The 17,452-nt window shown below is 62.2% G+C and carries 16 protein-coding genes; 10 read left to right on the top strand and 6 right to left on the bottom strand.

All coding sequences use genetic code 11. From position 1 onward, the window contains the following. Positions 1-16: 16 nt before the first annotated feature. The 7 genes from ACTJJN_RS07975 to ACTJJN_RS08005 all read left to right on the top strand — a co-directional run bounded on the left by ACTJJN_RS07975 (position 17) and on the right by ACTJJN_RS08005 (position 5,383). A complete protein-coding gene (locus tag ACTJJN_RS07975; protein ID WP_014753794.1) occupies positions 17-805 on the top strand; it encodes a YqcI/YcgG family protein in 789 nt (262 codons plus the stop codon). A 2-nt stretch (positions 806-807) separates the two neighbouring features. Continuing rightward, complete coding sequence (locus ACTJJN_RS07980; protein ID WP_003250434.1) at positions 808-1,434, top strand: LysE family translocator; 627 nt, start codon at positions 808-810, stop codon at positions 1,432-1,434. A gap of 39 nt (positions 1,435-1,473) precedes the next feature. After that, positions 1,474-2,556, top strand: a complete 1,083-nt coding sequence (locus ACTJJN_RS07985) for a hypothetical protein (RefSeq protein WP_014753795.1) — start codon at positions 1,474-1,476, stop codon at positions 2,554-2,556. 138 nt (positions 2,557-2,694) lie between these two features. Further along, on the top strand, positions 2,695-3,390 hold the full coding sequence (locus ACTJJN_RS07990) for a hypothetical protein (protein WP_014753796.1): 696 nt from the start codon (positions 2,695-2,697) through the stop codon (positions 3,388-3,390). Between the two features lie 147 nt (positions 3,391-3,537). Then, a complete protein-coding gene (locus ACTJJN_RS07995; RefSeq protein ID WP_010953341.1) occupies positions 3,538-4,230 on the top strand; it encodes an AzlC family ABC transporter permease in 693 nt (230 codons plus the stop codon). Beyond that, positions 4,227-4,541: an AzlD domain-containing protein gene (locus ACTJJN_RS08000; protein WP_004573763.1), complete on the top strand. Its 315-nt coding sequence runs from the start codon at positions 4,227-4,229 to the stop codon at positions 4,539-4,541. The genes ACTJJN_RS07995 and ACTJJN_RS08000 overlap by 4 nt, the downstream gene beginning before the upstream one ends. Further along, positions 4,538-5,383 carry an AraC family transcriptional regulator gene (locus ACTJJN_RS08005; protein WP_003250425.1) on the top strand — a complete coding sequence of 282 codons (846 nt, stop codon included), beginning with the start codon at positions 4,538-4,540 and terminating at the stop codon, positions 5,381-5,383. The genes ACTJJN_RS08000 and ACTJJN_RS08005 overlap by 4 nt, the downstream gene beginning before the upstream one ends. Positions 5,384-5,431: 48 nt before the next feature. Here the strand turns inward: ACTJJN_RS08005 and ACTJJN_RS08010 are convergent, their stop codons facing one another. Continuing rightward, on the bottom strand, positions 5,432-6,649 hold the full coding sequence (locus ACTJJN_RS08010) for an MFS transporter (protein ID WP_012052945.1): 1,218 nt from the start codon (positions 6,647-6,649) through the stop codon (positions 5,432-5,434). A gap of 456 nt (positions 6,650-7,105) precedes the next feature. Here ACTJJN_RS08010 and ACTJJN_RS08015 point away from each other — a divergent pair, with 456 nt between their 5' ends. Next, positions 7,106-7,333 carry a hypothetical protein gene (locus ACTJJN_RS08015; RefSeq protein WP_003250422.1) on the top strand — a complete coding sequence of 76 codons (228 nt, stop codon included), beginning with the start codon at positions 7,106-7,108 and terminating at the stop codon, positions 7,331-7,333. Between the two features lie 47 nt (positions 7,334-7,380). On the opposite strand, the gene ACTJJN_RS08020 is transcribed toward ACTJJN_RS08015, so the two are convergent. The 5 genes from ACTJJN_RS08020 to ACTJJN_RS08040 all read right to left on the bottom strand — a co-directional run bounded on the left by ACTJJN_RS08020 (position 7,381) and on the right by ACTJJN_RS08040 (position 12,842). Continuing rightward, a complete protein-coding gene (locus ACTJJN_RS08020; RefSeq protein WP_012052946.1) occupies positions 7,381-7,863 on the bottom strand; it encodes a copper chaperone PCu(A)C in 483 nt (160 codons plus the stop codon). Then, on the bottom strand, positions 7,864-8,472 hold the full coding sequence (locus tag ACTJJN_RS08025; RefSeq protein WP_003250418.1) for an SCO family protein: 609 nt from the start codon (positions 8,470-8,472) through the stop codon (positions 7,864-7,866). It lies immediately after the preceding gene. A gap of 196 nt (positions 8,473-8,668) precedes the next feature. Beyond that, positions 8,669-9,253, bottom strand: coding sequence for a Fe-S biogenesis protein NfuA (gene nfuA, locus ACTJJN_RS08030; protein WP_003250416.1), 585 nt, complete (start codon positions 9,251-9,253; stop codon positions 8,669-8,671). Positions 9,254-9,311: 58 nt separating this feature from the next. Next, positions 9,312-10,346 (bottom strand): acyltransferase family protein, encoded by a 1,035-nt coding sequence (locus tag ACTJJN_RS08035; RefSeq protein ID WP_003250411.1) that lies wholly within the window; start codon positions 10,344-10,346, stop codon positions 9,312-9,314. Between the two features lie 195 nt (positions 10,347-10,541). Continuing rightward, complete coding sequence (locus tag ACTJJN_RS08040) at positions 10,542-12,842, bottom strand: fatty acid cis/trans isomerase (RefSeq protein ID WP_004573786.1); 2,301 nt, start codon at positions 12,840-12,842, stop codon at positions 10,542-10,544. 182 nt (positions 12,843-13,024) lie between these two features. Here ACTJJN_RS08040 and metH point away from each other — a divergent pair, with 182 nt between their 5' ends. Both metH and ACTJJN_RS08050 read left to right on the top strand, forming a co-directional pair. Beyond that, on the top strand, positions 13,025-16,732 hold the full coding sequence (gene metH / locus ACTJJN_RS08045; protein ID WP_014753805.1) for a methionine synthase: 3,708 nt from the start codon (positions 13,025-13,027) through the stop codon (positions 16,730-16,732). A 169-nt stretch (positions 16,733-16,901) separates the two neighbouring features. Next, a complete protein-coding gene (locus ACTJJN_RS08050) occupies positions 16,902-17,117 on the top strand; it encodes a DUF2970 domain-containing protein (RefSeq protein WP_004573790.1) in 216 nt (71 codons plus the stop codon). Positions 17,118-17,452: the final 335 nt, after the last annotated feature.

Raw genomic sequence — 17,452 nt, forward strand, 5'->3', positions numbered from 1 at the left:
AACGCCTGGGGAAATCATGTTTACGGGATATGGAAATTGCTATCGCCTGGATGCGCTGGAGCTCGCCGCTGAACATGGACACACCATGCAACACTGGACGTTCAAAACCATAGAACACTTTCGCAGTATTCTCGCCAACCCCGAATTCCCCTGCCTGTTCGGCCGCAAGGCGGTAAACGGCGAAACCTGCCACATTCTCTTCGCCCGCGCCGAGCAACTGGCCGATGATATCGCACAGGGCCTGGCCAATTATGTGCGCACCGTCGCACCGATCGCGCCCAAGCAGCGCATCGGCAGCCCATTGGTGGTGTTTCTCGAAACCGCCGCCGGCAGCAGCCTGGCCGAGCAACAGGCCTTGGCCTGGAAGGTACTGCGCGGCGTGCATGCGCGCGACCCGCACCCTTGGCCTCAGGGCATCCCGACCGATCCGGACGATACCGGCTGGTCATTCTGCTATGCCGGCATGCCGCTGTTCATCAACATGAACTTCCCCGGCCATCAGCAGATGAAAAGCCGCAATCTGGGCCAGCACATCACCTTCGTCATCAACCCGCGGGAGAACTTCGACGAAGTGGCCAATGCCAACACCGAGAGTGGCAAGCGCATCCGCGAGCGCATTCGCGAGCGCGTGCACCACTACAACGACGGCGTTGTGCCCGACACCCTTGGCTTTTTCGGCGATACCGACAACTACGAGTGGAAGCAGTATCAACTGCAGGAGGCAGGCTCGCTCAACCCGTCACGCTGCCCCTTCCACGCCCATGCCGCACACCAGGCGACACCCGACATACTGATCGAGAACTGACCGTGAATACCGCACTCACCGCCACCTACGCCCTCACCGTGCTGCTACTGATCGCCACTCCCGGCCCGGTGGTGGCACTGATCGTCAACACTGCGGCCGCCTCCGGCTCGCGCAAGGCCATGTTCACCGCCGTCGGCACCAACTGGGCATCACTGGTGCTGATCGGCGCGGCAGCGTGGATCATCCTCACCAGTGCCGCCATCGACAAAACATGGCTCAGCACCATGAGCCTGCTGGGCTGCCTGTTCATCGGCTACATTGCCATGGGCACGTTGAGGGACGCCCTGCAGGCACCCGCGTCAGACGCGGCGAGCGAGGCCCCCAAGGCTGGGCGCGGCGGGCTGATGCAAGGCTTCATGGTGGGCATTTCCAACCCGAAGGACATCATTTTCTTCATCGCCTTCTTCCCGCAGTTCATTCAGATCACCGAATCGTTCGGCAAGAGCATGGTGGTGCTGTCGCTACTGTGGGTGGCCATCGATTTCGCCGTGCTCAGCCTGTACATCTTCGCCATCGGCAAGATCGCCTCGCAGCGCAGCAACCGCATCATCAGCCTGGCCTCGGGCGTCGCCCTGCTGCTGATCGCCGCCGGCGGCCTGCTGTACAACCTCAAGGAACTGGCGGCCTGAATCTGCTGCAAAGTACCCGGCTCAAGCGAAGGAGAGACCATGACCACGACTGATGCGCGCCCGTCTCCTTCGCCGCTGCAGCAGGACTACCAGCGCTTTCTCCTGCTGGGCAGTCGCCGTGCCCCCTATATGCTGCATGTGCACGAAACCGGCTACCGCTCCGGCACCATCAACACCGATGCACTTGGCTTGCGCTACAGCCATTGCGCCGGCAAGCGCTTTTCGGCGGCCGAGCACGGTGGTGCGTCGCGCATCAACCTGCTGGTCGGCGGCTCCACAGCCCTGGGCATCGGCGCCAGCTCCGACGAACACACAGTGGCCTCGCACCTGTCGATGCTCACGGGCGAAGTCTGGCTGAGCCTGGCCGGCTGCGGGCTGAACGCCACCCAGGAATTGATGATGTTCCTGACCCACCAGCACCGCCTTGGCCAACTCGGCCATGTGGTGGTGCTCAGTGGCCTCAACAGCCTGGCCCACGAAGCCCTGTGTGAAGTCCTCGCAGGTACCAACGACCCGCAGCACGCCAAGGCCTACCAGGCCTTTCTCAACAGTTTCAGCGAAGGCATGCAGCCCTGCGCACCGCCCCGTCGGCAGTCGCTGTGGCGGCGCATCGGCCAGGCGCTGACCCCTCCCGTGGTCACAGCCCCGGTCAGCTGGCCACTGTCCTCCCCGGAAAAACGACTGGCCCGTGCCGCCGACAACATTGGCCGCACCTTGCGCCAATGGGACCGTCTGCTGGCAGACAGCCACGCCACGCTCACCTTCATCCTGCAACCGCTGCTGCCCTGGTGCCGGGATACCCTGCCCGCCGGCGAGCAAGCCATGTTGACCGCGCTGCAGCAACAACCGGCCAACTTCGACCGGCTGCTGGAGGGGGCATTCGACAGACAGTTGCATTCGGCATTTTTCCGCCGCATCAAAAGCCAGGCCGACCCGGTGCCCTGCTACGACATGAACTGCATGCTCGACAGCTCGCCCGTGTTCGGCGCAGACCTGTTCATCGACCGCCTGCACCTGAACGATCTGGGCAACAATGCCTTGGCCAAGGTGATCACCGCCAAGCTTGGGCTGGCCCAGGAAAAACATGCCCAGCGCAAGGTCACGCCGATCAAGCTCGTCTGACAGTTGTCGGGTGGTCTTTCGGCCACCCCCCTTGGGTGGCTAGAATACGTCGTCGTTACGATTTGCCCGAGGCGCACGTTTGACCGCCATGAACACCGAAGCCGTCCATCCGTACTTGGCCACCCATGGGGTTTGCCTGTGAGCCTTGTGCGACGCCTGCCCCCGCTGTTGGCTGCGCTGATGCCACTGGCCGCGCAAGCGCTGGAGGTACGCATCGACCCTCATGCCGACCTGCTCTACCGTCAGGCCTTGCCGCTACTGGAGCAGGCCGACAACCAAGACGACTCTGCCAGCACGCTGCGCACCGCAGTGGGCGGCGACCCTGAGCTTAGCCGCCAGGGCCAGGCCATGGCTCACACCTTGCCGACAGCGGTTGCCCTGCTGAAAAAATCGGTAGCGCTTGGCCACCCGGTCGCACAGTACCGTCTGGCGCTGTATTACATGACGTACCTGCCCGCCGCGCAAATCCCGGAGGCCGCCTGCCCGTTGCTCGAAGCCAGCCTCCAGCAGGGGTTTGCCGCACCGGCGCCCGCCATCGCCACCTGGTGCCAGCCCTACAACGTCAGCAGCGAGTACCGTACAGCGCTGGAGGCCATCCCCAGCATGGCCACCGTGTACGCCCCCTACTACCCGCAACCGGCCACGCGCCTGGCCTGCAACCGCAGCCGGCCACAAGGCCTGGAAATGCTGTGGGGGCGTCAGCGCGACTACCAGGCCGAGGTGTACCGCCTGCTTGGTGACCTCGACCCACAGCAGCGCACGAGCCTGCTGCAGAAAGCCGTAGACATCAATGGCTGCGCAACGGCGCAACAGCTGCTGACCAGCCGCCCATAAGCCAGGGTCATTCGGGGCCGCTTTGCGGCCCTGTTGTCAGTTGGCCACTGAGGTTGAGGCGAACACGCCTAGACCAGCAAGATCGTTCAAGCCATCCCCTGCCCCGTCTGTCATGCTGGCCTGCCACGTAGCCGTCATGCAGCCATCATGCCCCACATCGCCCGCCAAGCCTTTCTTCACGGCGCCATTGCCATTCTCCCGTTGTCCCTGGCCGTTGCCCCTTGGGGCCTGCTGGCCGGATCCATGGCCATCGAGGCCAACCTCAGCGCCTGGCAGGGGCAGGGGCTGTCGGCCATCGTCTTCGCCGGCGCCGCGCAGCTGGTGGCCATTGGCATGCTCAAGGGGGGTGCCAACCTGGCGTCGATCCTGCTCACCACCCTGCTGCTGACCTCGCAGCACCTGCTGTATGGCCTGTCGATGCGCCCGGTACTGTCCAGCCAGCCGCTGCGCTGGCGCCTGGGCCTGGGCTTTCTGCTGACCGACGAATTCTTCGCCCTGACCAGCCAGTACGATCGGCAGCAATTCAACCGCTGGTATGCCTTGGGGGTGGGCCTGACCTTCTACATCGCCTGGAACCTGTTCACCCTGGCCGGCATACTGCTGGGCCAGAACATTCCACACCTGGACCAGTTCGGCCTGGATTTCTCCATTGTCGCCACTTTTGTCGCCCTGATCGCGCCGCTGGTGCGCAACCTGGCCACCGTGGTGTGCGTAGCCGTGTCGCTATTCTGTTCGGTGCTGTTCAGCTACTGGCACTGGGAAACCGCCCTGGTGGTCGCAGGCCTGCTGGGCATGAGCGCCGGGTTCATCTGCCAGAAATTCGCCGGAGCCCGCGCATGACCTGGATCCTGATTTTCGCCATGGGCGCCATCGTGTTTCTCAACCGCTACGCATTCCTGGAGCCGCGCCTGCCCTTGCGCCTGAGCTCGAATGCCCGGCAGTTTCTCGGCTTTGCCGTGCCGGGCATGCTCACCGCCATCTGCGGCCCGATCATCTTCATGGCTGACCACCAGCTCAACCTGAGCGTGCTCAACCCCTACCTGCTGGGCTCCCTTGTGGCCATCGCCCTGGTGCTGTTGACCCGCAGCGTATTGCTGAGCATGCTGGTGAGCATGTTGATCTTCTTCCTTCTGCGCAGCTGGCTGGCATGAGCCCGCCCTTGCGCGAGCAGACACACCTCTGGCAGGCGCCAGCCCTTGGCGACGTCGAGATGCTGCACGCTCGCTACTACCAGCAGCGCTTCGCCCCGCATGTGCACGAAGGCTATGTATTCACCGTGATCGAGTCGGGCGCCCAGCGCTTCTGGCACCGCGGCAGCGAGCACTTGGCACCGGTCGGCAGCATGGTGCTGATCAACCCCGACGAACTGCATACCGGCGCTACGGCCCATGAAGCCGGCTGGCGTTATCGCGGCTTCTATCCCGAGCACGAGCGGGTGACCGGTGTGCTCGACGAACTGGAACTGGGCCGCCACGGCATGCCCAGCTTCAAGGACAGCGTGATCCATGACCCGGCCCTGGCCCTCGCGTTCAGCCAGCTGCATCAGTTATCCGAAGCCAGCGCCAGCGCCTTGCAGCAGCAGACGGCCTGGCGCCAGGCGGTGCTGGCCCTGGTGCAGCGGCACGGGCAGTGCGCCGAGCCTTCGGCCCCTGGCCACGAACCCCTGGCCGTAGCCCGCGCCCGCGAACTGCTGGAAAGCCAACTGGCCGACCCGCCCTCACTGGAAGCGCTGGCGGCAGCAGTCAACCTGTCGCCGTTCCACTTCGCCCGGGTGTTCCGCCAGGCCACTGGACTGCCACCCCATGCCTGGCTGAAGCAACGCCGCCTGGCCCGCGCCCGCGAAATGCTGAAGCACGGCCTGGCCGCTTCGCAAGTGGCGTTCGACCTCGGCTTTGCCGACCAGAGCCATTTGAGCCGGCAGTTCAAGCAAGCCTATGGGGTGACCCCGGGGGCGTATCGGCAAGCCTGCGTCCACTCTGCTCTGCGCGCGTGAAAGGGCGGCAGCGCCCTCTCCAACTTGCGTCTATACGCCAGGCCCAAGCTATGTACGGCTGTCGACATCTGGGCCACGTCCTTTCATGTTCCAGCGCACTGGCGCGATGAATAACATGAGCGTCATCCAGATAAAGGTTGCCGGCCCCGCAAGCACGAAGACCAAACTGGCAATCAACCCTGATACGGCATCACCCATCACGGCGGTGAAGTAATAGAGGGAAAAATTCCTGCCCACTTCATGCTCCCTCGACAAGCACTGGATGTTGGTCACGATTGCGATATCGACAAATGCACCAATGAAGCCAACCAGGAACAGAATCAACAGGAACAGCCAGTTATTGAATTGCAGCGCCACTGCTGCAGCAAAAAATAGCCCCCCATAGAGCATCCAGTAGCGCAGCACCATTGCTGCGGTTGTACGAGGATTGAAGCGCGTGTAAAGCATGCCCCCCACCACCGTGCCTGCCGCAAGCAGTGAAAACACGTATCCAACCGCCGCTTCAGAGGCGAAGTGCTCCAGCACCGATGCTGGAAGGATAAAGCGAATCACCGACGTGGCGAACATCGCACAGAGTGTGGTGCAGCCAATGACAGCGAACAACGGCGCATTGCCGGCCCTCAACTGACTCACACTGCTCGCCGCATCCCTGATTATGGCGCACCCATCGAATGCCTGTTGGACACTACGCCTGGCAGGCGTCAGGGTAGCGATACAAATGGCCGACACGACAAGGCACATTGCAAAAAACAAGAAAGTGGCTTCTCGAGACAGCAGTAACACACAGGCCGAAAAGACCAGCGGCCCGAGGATCGAGGCGGCGTCCTCGATCACCTGGATACCGCTGTTCACCGTGGCTAACTCATCCTTTTCGACAAGGTCCGGAAAGTACGCGCGAAACGTGGGCACATAAAGGCATTCGAGCGCTGTCATGACCATTGCGAGGCCCACCAACGCAAGTAATACTGGCGTGAACACGCTGAACAAGGCAAAGAAGGAAAGTGCCAGCAGGCCTTTTGTCACCTCGATTGCTAATAGTGTGTGTTTCTTGTTGGCGTTATCTGCCAGCCAGCCACCCAATGGCGAAAACACCACACTTGGCAAGTAACGAAAAAAGTAGGCGATGCCGATCAAAAGCATATCCGCATCTGTGATGGACACGATCGCCACGGCAAATGCAGCCTCGAAGGCAAATTCACCACATTTGGAAAAGCTGTAGCCCAGCGACAGCGAACGCGTTCCGGGGTTAAGGCGCAATGCCAGCATTAGCGGGTACTTCCTGGCGACATCGCTCCTGAACACTCGGATTGTAGATTCATATGGGCACTCCTTTGAGCCGATTGAGATTGCCAAATATTGGCCAACTCAATCTAAGACTCGGCCAGGATTGAGCTCAACATGAAAGTTGTAACAACGCCGATGCTTTCTGCAAGCGAAAATCAGAAACCCGGAATTCTCCTACAACAACCATGCTTTGAATGCAGACCCGACGGCATTTTCCCGACTGTGCAGTTGAGCACTTCAACAGGTCACGTTCAGAAACCGAGCCCTGAATCCCTTGCACGGCACGAGCATCAACTTTAAACATGCTGTTTATAAGTAACGAGTTGTTACTGCGCCGCGAGAGCAGCCACTGGCAGCTGCCGCAGCGCGCCTTGCAAAGGCCGCAAGAGCCTGGCCAACCCTCTGCTACACTGACAAGGCTGAATGGAGGATCCTGCCATGTCCGAAAGAGAGCTCACCACCCTTCTGTCGTTGATGAACCAGCGCCAGGCCTGTCTGAGCAGTGCCTGCAAGGAGATTGCCGACTGGATCGACCGGCAGGGCGATGTGCCCGCCGCCGGCAAGATCCGCGCTAGCCTGAAGGCACTGGAGGCCGATGAGGCCCAGGTTCGAAAGACCCTGACGTCGCTGACCCTCGACAGACCGCTGCCGCGCTTTCGTAGCTGAAAGGCGCAGTTGAAAAAAAGGGCCGCTGAACGCGGCCCTTTGATCTGTCAGTGGTTCATGTGCATGTGATCATACCCACCACCCGCGTCGGCGTTGAGTGCACGCACTTGCGCCTGAACGTCCAGGGTTTCCTTGGCGCCCTTGGCATCCTCGATGATCAGGGTCAGTGGCACTTTGTCACCCTCCTTCACCTGATTGTTCAGGCCCATCAGCATGACATGCAGGCCATTCGGGTCCAGGGTCACTGCCTTGCCGGCTGGCAATTCGACAGCCTTGACCTCACGCATGCCCATCACGTCACCGTTCATGGTCATCTCGTGCACCTGCACGGTCTTGGCCACGGGCGAAGCCACACCCACCAGCTTGCTGTCGCTGCTGGCAGTCAGGACCATGAACGCACCGGTGGACTGCTGATGCGGCACGCTGGCACGCACCCAGGCATCACTCACGGTGGTCTGGGCCAGGGCCGGCAGGGCCAGCCCCATCAGTACCAGGGCAGCCAAACCGCGTTTGATCGGTTGCATCGACATTCAGCAGATCTCCATCAGGGTGACCAGATCTTCGGCGCATTCCTTGGCGTTCAGGGAATGGCCAAGGCTCAGGCGCAGGGTGCCACGTGTATCGTAGACGTAGCTGGTGGACGAATGAGAAATGGTGTAGGTGTCTCCGGCCGGAACCTTCTCGTAGAACACCTTGAATTCCTTGGCCACCGCGGCAATTTCCTCGGGGGTGCCGGTCAGCGCGGTGAACGTCGGGTCGAAGGCCTTGACGTAGGCATCGAGCACCTCGGGCGTGTCGCGCTCCGGGTCCAGGGTGATGAATACCACCTGGAACAGGTCGCGGTCGCGGCCCCTCAGCAGCTTGCGAATCTGCGCCGCCCGCGCCAGCGTGGTCGGGCAGACGGCCGGGCACTGGGTGAAGCCGAAGAAGACCATCGGCATGCTGCCGTAGAAGCTCGACAGGGTGCGCACGTTACCTTGCGGGTCTTTGAGGCTGAACTTGCGCCCGAGGATTTCGTTGCTCATGTTCTTGCCGTACTTGAACTCGAGCCCCCGGGCCGGGCTACAGCCTGCCAGCAGGCCAAGCCCGAGAACGCCCATGCCGGCGACAACTGCACGCCGGGTCAAAAGATCATTCATGAAACCATCCTTTACAGGGAAGGTGCCGGCCCTCGGGATGGGCCGGTCGAAAAACCGGGGCATTCTGGCATGACACCCAGAGGGGTTCTACCCGACCATGGCGGGTATGGCCTGCAGCCCTTTGAATACGGGCTGCGGCCTGTTGTCGCAGGGGTTGAAACCGTAACACTTTGTTGCTAAGGGAGCCGCCTTCAACTCAGTAGTAGGCGTTTTCTTTCTGGCTGTGGTCAGTCACGTCGCGCACGCCCTTCAGCTCCGGAATACGCTCGAGCAGGGTGCGCTCGATGCCTTCCTTCAGGGTGACATCGGCCTGGCCGCAACCCTGGCAGCCACCACCGAACTGCAGCACGGCAATGCCGTCATCGACCACGTCCACCAGGCTCACCTGGCCGCCATGGCTGGCCAGGCCGGGGTTGATCTCGGTCTGCAGGTAGTAGTTGATACGCTCGTTGATCGGGCTGTCTTCGTTGACCATCGGCACCTTGGCGTTTGGCGCCTTGATGGTCAGCTGGCCGCCCATGCGGTCGGTGGCGTAGTCGACCAGTGCGTCTTCCAGGAACGGTACGCTGACGGCGTCCAGGTAAGCAGTGAAGCTTTTCAGACCCACGGCGGTGTCGTCAGGCTTCTCTTCGCCCGGCTTGCAGTAGGCGATGCACGTCTCGGCGTACTGGGTGCCCGGCTGGGTGATGAAAATGCGAATGCCGATGCCGGGCGTATTCTGCTTGGAGAGCAGATCGGCCAGGTAGTCATGGGCGGCGTCGGTAATGGTTATAGCGCTCATGTAGGTTCCTCACAGACTTGCGGCCAAGTGTACGCCAACCCAGCCTTCGAACAAAGTCCTAGCAATTGACTCGGGAAAGCGCATATTCAGGGGCCGGCCCCCGTTGCGCCGCCAGCCAGGCCTGCATTCGCCGGTATAGGCCGCGCTCCAGCCACTGGTAGCTGAACCACGACATTAGTCCAATGGACGGCACGCACAGGGCAAATGTCAGGAACGGGTTCAGATGCAGGCGCTGACTGGCGAACCAACCGGCATACAGCACCAGCACATGTATCAGGTACACCGAGTACGAACAGTCGCCAAGGGCCTTGAGCAGCCGATTGCCCTGGAACAGCGGCTCCATGGCCACGAAGGCCAGGACGACCATCGCACTCGGTAACCCCCAGTGCAGCAAGCGCTGGGAAGCGTCCAGATAGTAGATCGCCATGCCCGCCACACCCAGCAACGCCAGCGGCAACCACCGCCCCTGACGGATCAGCCCGCGGCGGTACAGTACGCCGACACCAATGCCCAGCAGAAACTCGTAGATGATGCCGTTGTTGTAGAAGCGGCTGACCACGCCCATGCGCCCCAGTACCTCACTGACCAGCAACAGAGCGGCAGTCACCAGCAGCAGGTGATGCCGTTGGCGTACCAGGAAGGCCAGGCCGAACAGCAGGTAGAAGAACATCTCGAAGTTCAGCGTCCAGCCCACGTTCAGGGTCGGGTACAGGCCATAGCCACCTGGGTTTTCCGCCGGGATGAACAGCAGCGACAGGAACAGGTGCCGCCAGTCAAACGCCTGATGCGGCATCCATTGGCTGAATGCCAGCAGCAACATGGCCATCAGGGCTGTGTAGAACCAGTAGGCAGGGACGATGCGCAGCGCCCGATTGAGCAGGAACTGGCGCGGTTCGATGGTTTTGTCGCGGGTCGACAGGTAGATGACCAGCCCACTGATGACGAAGAAGATGTCGACGCCTACGGCGCCACGGTCGGTGAGCAGTTGGCCGATGGGGCCGGTGGCGTGGAAGTCGAAGAAGATCTGCATGAAATGGTGGCAGACCACCACCCAGGCGGCGAACGCCCGCAGTGCCTGAAGCGAATACAGCATGGAATACCCTGCGCTTGGCGGTGCATTGAGGCCCGTATCGAGTGCAAAGGCCAGCGCCAGCCTTGAGAGCCGCGCCGTACCTGTTGTAGGAGCGGGTTCACCCGCGAAGGGCTGCAAAGCAGCCCCCTTTTGCAATCGATCAAGACCACCCACCCGTTCCGACCGCAAGGTACTCGGAAAGGTCAGCCAACCCGATCAGAGGTTCTCGTACCGGTTCATGTCCAGCACGCCCGCCTCGACCGGTTCGGTTTCCTTGATATAGCTGTTCAGGTCATGGAAATAGCGCCAGAACGCCGGGTGACTGCGGCGCACACCCCAGCGCATGACAATGCGCTCGAACTTCGCCGCGTCATCTTTGGCGTACTCCATGTCCTCGACGAACTCCGGCACATCCTTGGTCGGGATGTTGAAGATGAAGTTCGGGTAGCTGGAGAGCACACCCGGGTACAGGGTCAGGGTATCCAGCCCCGGCTGGTAGCGGTACGCCTCACCCAGCAGGAACGCCACGTTGCTGTGCGCGCGGTTGCGCAGCAGGCTGTACACCTGACGCTGGCCGTCCTGCCCTTCGATACGCAGCATGGTCGCCTCGGGCAACTGGTTGATCACCTTAAGCCCCGCCGCCGGGCGCGACACCAGACGGCTGAGCGACTGCTCGGCATTGCGGAATTCTTCGCTCATCTGCGGCCGTGAGCAGAACGCGCCCTGGCAGCGGTTGATCGGGTCCGGTGCGGCATTCAGGCTGCCGGTGCGCTGCAGCAGCTTCAGGCCAAAATCGCGTTTGGGGTTGCGCGGGTCGAGCTTGATGCCACTCGGGGTGTCGGTGTCGATGTCTTCATAATCCATCCACATCTTAACCTTGCCACTGTTCTGGTACCAGTCGCCAAGGATCGCCTTGCGCTGGTCGGCCGGCATCAGGCGCAGGAAGTTGACCTCGGCGCCGTTGCGGATCAGGTCGAAGTACAGGCGCGTCTGCAACTGGTGCGAAACGTTGCCATACACATCGAAGTTGACCGCCAGCTGGTAATACGTGCGCTCGAACAACGGGTAGTCGAACAGCCACACGGTCAGCGGCACATCCCCCACCAGGCCCTTGGTCACCGATGCGCTGTCGAAGTGACGGAAGATGCTCAGCAGCGCATTGTCGTTACCGGCCCACAGCGTCGACCATCTCGGTGCCGGCATTTCGGCATAGGCTTCACGGCGCAGTTTCTCGTAGTCGTTGCGCTTGTCACGATAGGCGTGCCACAGGCTCAGCACACTGCCCACGTCATCGATCTGACCAGGCATGGCCAGCAGCGGGGTAGCCTCGCCGCGGTACTTGGCATCGGTGATGTAGCGATCGAAGGCCGGCTCCTGGAACAGCGCCCAGAAGTTGTCGCGGATCACGTCAGTGGCAATCTGCCCGCGGCACACCGGGCCACGGATGAAGGTGCGCACGAAGTACTCGGCGTTATCCAGCATGAACTGGTAGCGCGCCACCGCCGGGATCGCCTCGAAGGTTTCAAACGGATTGGCCCGGTGGCGCGGGCCGTAGCCCGGAAGCGCGGCAGCATGCCAGTCACCGGCATAGAACAGCTGCTTCACGCGCTTGAGCTTCTGCGGCCCCATCGGGTAAGTGATGTGCGTCTTGTGCACGATCACGCCCTGCACCGGGATCAACCGGTAGTAGAAGTCCGTGCCCGGTGGGTCGTTGGGGCGGCGGGTGGCAATGATATCGACCGGCTTGCCACTTGGCGTGCGCGAGCGCACCCACTGGAAGAAGTGGCCCTGCTCGCCGCCAGCGAAATAGATGTGCGCCAAAAACAGGTGCTCGTACAGCCAGCGGCCCACCAGCGCCTCGGTGGAACCCGGGCGGTTGAGCAGTTCTTCCCACTCTGCGATCTGCCTGGCTTCGGCCGCGCTAGGCTGGATCGGCTGGTACTCCACCGGCGCACCGGCCGCCAGCCAGCGGCGCAGGGTGGCGTATTCGTCGTCGGTCAGCCCGGTCACCGCCAGCGGCATGCCCTCCTTGGGGTGTGCGCCGGCATAGGCGTCGAATTCATGGGGCAACGGGCACATGTTGTTGCGGCTCAGGCCCAGGACGATCTCTTCGGGCAGCTTGGCGTTGGGCGTAAGCGGGGTCTTGTGGCCCAATTCCAGCATGCGCGCCATCAACGCGGCCTGACCGCCCTGATTGTCGAGCACCGAGTAGAAGCCCTTCTTGCGCCACTGCTCTTCGCTGTGTGCGTCGTAGAACAGCCGCGTGGTGGGCACCGCTTTGCTCCGCTCGCCCTGGTACACCGGGACCTTGCTGGCCCCGCGTACCGCGCCTTCAGGGCTTTCCAGCTTGAGCTGGCAGGCGGCGTCGTTGCAGGCGTGGCAGGCCACGCACTTCTCGGTGAAGATCGGTTGAATGTCCCGGGTGTAGGAAATAGCCGGGCTCGACTGGGGGGCCTGCCCGAATACCGCGCCGCTGATGAGCAAGGCGAAGGCGCCGGCAAGGATACGATGCACCATGTGCGGAAAGTCCTGGTTCTTGAAAGCCATCACGATTTGTTGCCTGGTCGTCCTGGGTGCCTTGCGCTGCCTCCACCCGCCCAACATGAGCAGTTTTCATGCAAATGGGCGACATGCCTAAAAACCGCGCAGCTTTGTTATGATTCGGCACCTTCTGATATTCGCCCGACCAGGTAGTTCCTATGTCCGACCGCAGCGCTCGTCTCCAAGCACTCCAGAACGCACTCAAAGAGCGCATCCTGATCCTCGACGGCGGCATGGGTACTATGATCCAAAGCTACCGTCTGGAGGAACACGACTATCGTGGCACGCGTTTTGCCGATTGGCCAAGCGATGTGAAGGGTAACAACGACTTGTTGCTGCTCAGCCGCCCGGACGTGATCGCCGCCATCGAGAAGGCCTACCTGGATGCCGGTGCCGATATTCTCGAAACCAACACCTTCAACGCCACGCAGATTTCCCAGGCCGACTACGGCATGGAGTCGCTGGTTTACGAGCTGAACGTCGAAGGCGCGCGCATCGCTCGCCAGGTTGCCGATGCCAAGACCCTGGAAACGCCGGACAAGCCGCGCTTCGTTGCCGGCGTGCTCGGCCCTACCAGCCGAACCTGTTCGATTTCCCCGGACGTCAACGACCCTGGGTTCCGCAACGTCACCTTCGACGAGTTGGTAGAAAACTACATCGAGGCCACCCGCGGCCTGATCGAAGGCGGCGCCGACCTGATCCTGATCGAAACCATCTTCGACACCCTCAACGCCAAGGCGGCGATCTTCGCCGTGCAGCAAGTGTTCGAGGACGACAACGTCGAACTGCCGATCATGATCTCCGGCACCATCACCGACGCCTCCGGCCGTACCCTGTCGGGGCAGACCACCGAAGCGTTCTGGAACTCGGTGCGCCACGCCAAGCCGATTTCCGTGGGCCTGAACTGCGCCCTCGGCGCCAAGGACCTGCGCCCGTATCTGGAAGAGCTGGCCACCAAGGCCGACACCCACGTGTCCGCCCACCCCAACGCAGGCCTGCCGAACGCCTTCGGTGAGTACGACGAAACCCCGGCCGAGATGGCCGCGGTGGTCGAAGAATTCGCCGCCAGCGGTTTCCTCAACATCATCGGCGGTTGCTGCGGCACCACCCCAGGCCATATCCAGGCCATTGCCGAAGCCGTGGCCAAGTACAAGCCGCGCGAGATCCCGGAAATCGCCAAGGCCTGCCGCCTGTCGGGCCTGGAGCCGTTCACCATCGACCGCCAGTCGCTGTTCGTCAACGTCGGTGAGCGCACCAATATCACCGGTTCCGCCAAATTCGCCCGGCTGATCCGCGAAGAGAACTATACCGAAGCCTTGGAAGTCGCCCTGCAGCAAGTCGAGGCCGGCGCTCAGGTAATCGACATCAACATGGACGAAGGGATGCTCGACTCCCAGGCGGCCATGGTCCGGTTCCTCAACCTGATCGCGGGTGAGCCGGACATCTCGCGTGTACCGATCATGATCGACTCGTCCAAGTGGGAAGTGATCGAAGCCGGCCTCAAGTGCATCCAGGGCAAGGGCATCGTCAACTCCATTTCCATGAAGGAAGGCGTCGAGCAGTTCAAGCACCACGCCCGCCTGTGCAAGCGCTATGGCGCTGCCGTGGTGGTCATGGCTTTCGACGAAGTCGGCCAGGCCGACACTGCCGCGCGCAAGAAGGAAATCTGCCAGCGCAGCTATGACATCCTGGTCAACGAAGTGGGCTTCCCGCCAGAAGACATCATCTTCGACCCGAACATCTTCGCCGTCGCCACCGGTATCGAAGAGCACAACAACTACGCCGTCGACTTCATCGAGGCCTGTGCCTATATCCGCGACCACCTGCCCCACGCCCTGAGCTCGGGTGGCGTGTCCAACGTGTCGTTCTCGTTCCGAGGCAACAACCCGGTGCGTGAGGCGATCCACTCGGTGTTCCTGTATCACGCCATCCAGAACGGCCTGACCATGGGTATCGTCAACGCCGGCCAGCTGGAGATCTACGACGAGATCCCGGCCCAGCTGCGTGAAAAGGTCGAGGACGTGGTGCTCAACCGCACCCCGCATGGCACCGATGCACTGCTGGCCATCGCCGACGACTACAAGGGTGGCGGCGCAACCAAGGAAGTGGAAAACGAAGAGTGGCGCTCGCTGCCGGTGGAAAAACGCCTGGAGCACGCGCTGGTCAAGGGCATCACCGCGTTCATCGTCGAAGACACCGAAGCATGCCGCCAGCAGTGCGCGCGCCCCATCGAAGTGATCGAAGGCCCGCTGATGAACGGCATGAACGTGGTCGGCGACCTGTTCGGCGCGGGCAAGATGTTCCTGCCGCAGGTGGTCAAGTCGGCCCGCGTCATGAAACAGGCCGTTGCTCACCTGATCCCCTTCATCGAAGCCGAAAAAGGCGACAAGCCAGAAGCCAAGGGCAAGATCCTGATGGCCACGGTGAAAGGCGACGTGCACGACATCGGCAAGAACATTGTCGGCGTGGTGCTGGGCTGTAACGGATACGACATCGTCGACCTTGGCGTGATGGTGCCGGCGGAGAAGATCCTGCAGACGGCCCGCGAGCAGAAGTGCGACATCATCGGCCTGTCCGGCCTGATTACCCCGTCGCTGGACGAAATGGTCCACGTTGCCCGCGAAATGCAGCGCCAGGGCTTCGAACTGCCGCTGATGATCGGTGGCGCCACCACCTCCAAGGCGCACACGGCGGTCAAGATCGAGCCCAAGTACAGCAACGACGCAGTCATCTACGTCACCGACGCCTCGCGCGCGGTCGGCGTGGCCACCCAGTTGCTGTCCAAGGAACTCAAGCCGGGCTTCGTCGAGAAGACCCGCCTGGAATACGTGGACGTGCGCGAGCGCACCGCCAACCGCAGCGCCCGCACCGAGCGCCTCAGCTACGCCCAGGCGATCGCTGCCAAGCCGCAGTACGACTGGGCCAGCTACCAGCCAGCGGTGCCCTCCTTCACCGGCGTCAAGGTGCTGGAAGACATCGATTTGCGCACCCTGGCCGAGTACATCGACTGGACCCCGTTCTTCATCTCCTGGGACCTGGCCGGCAAGTTCCCGCGCATCCTCACCGACGAGGTGGTTGGCGAGGCTGCTACGGCGCTGTACAAGGATGCCCGCGAGATGCTCGACAAGCTGATCGACGAGAAGCTGATCAGCGCCCGCGCGGTATTCGGCTTCTGGCCGGCCAACCAGGTGGCCGATGACGACATCGAAGTCTACGGCGAAGACGGCCAGGCACTGGCCACCCTGCACCACCTGCGCCAGCAGACCATCAAGCCGGACGGCAAGCCCAACTGGTCGCTGGCCGACTTCGTCGCACCGAAAGACAGCGGCGTGACCGACTACGTAGGTGGTTTTATCACCACCGCCGGCATCGGTGCCGAGGAAGTGGCCAAGGCTTACCAGGACAAGGGCGACGACTACAGCTCGATCATGGTCAAGGCCCTGGCCGACCGCCTGGCCGAAGCCTGTGCCGAATGGCTGCACGAGCAGGTGCGTAAAGAGCACTGGGGCTATGCCCGCGACGAACACCTGGACAACGAGGCGCTGATCAAGGAGCAGTACAGCGGCATCCGCCCTGCGCCGGGCTACCCGGCCTGCCCCGACCACACCGAAAAGGAAACCCTGTTCCGCCTGCTCGATGGCACCGCCATCGGTGAGACCGGGCCAAGCGGGGTGTACCTCACCGAGCACTTCGCGATGTTCCCGGCGGCGGCGGTCAGCGGCTGGTACTTCGCCCACCCGCAGGCGAAGTATTTTGCCGTAGGCAAGGTCGACAAGGACCAGATCGAACGTTACAGCGCACGCAAAGGCCAGGATATCAGCGTAAGCGAGCGCTGGCTGGCGCCTAACCTGGGGTATGACAGCTAAACGACTGCGCTGGCTTCTTCGCGGGCTCGCCCACACAGGTATGAAACAGGCCTCAAGGGCCGTGATTGACCTGTAGGAGCGGGTTTACCCGCGAAGAGGCCGGCACAGGCAACCTCACAACCATTGCCTACACTGTCCTTGATTGCCTCTGATTTCCCCAGGAGCCACCATGGACGATTCCAGCCAGGGCAAACCCCCGACCTTCTGGCAGATGCTGCACAGCATCCTCGCTGCCGCCTTCGGCGTGCAAAGCGGCAAAAACCGCGCACGCGACTTCACCCACGGCAAGGCCAGCCACTTCATTGCGTTGGGGGCGCTGTTCACCCTGGTGTTCATTGCGGTATTGATCGGCCTGGTGCAATTGGCGCTGCACCTGACCCGCTAGCCTGTGCCGGCCTCTTCGCGGGTAAACCCGCGCCTACAGCGGCCTGCGCCCAACCAGCGATGCGTGTGTAGGAGCGGGTTTACCCGCGAATACGGTCGCGGCGGCAACGGTGAACGGCGGATGGAGATTGGCCAGCAGGCCCGGCCCTTTCGCGGGTAAACCCGCGCCTACGGCGGCCTTTCCCCAACCACCGATACGTGTGTAGGAGCGGGTTTACCCGCGAATACGGTCGCGGCGGCAACGGTGAACGGCGGGTGGAGATTGGCCAGCAGGCCCGGCCCTTTCGCGGGTAAACCCGCGCCTACGGCGGCCTTTCCCCAACCACCGATACGTGT

It is taken from the genome of Pseudomonas sp. 22515 (assembly GCF_052044625.1).
Lineage (GTDB): Bacteria > Pseudomonadota > Gammaproteobacteria > Pseudomonadales > Pseudomonadaceae > Aquipseudomonas > Aquipseudomonas alloputida.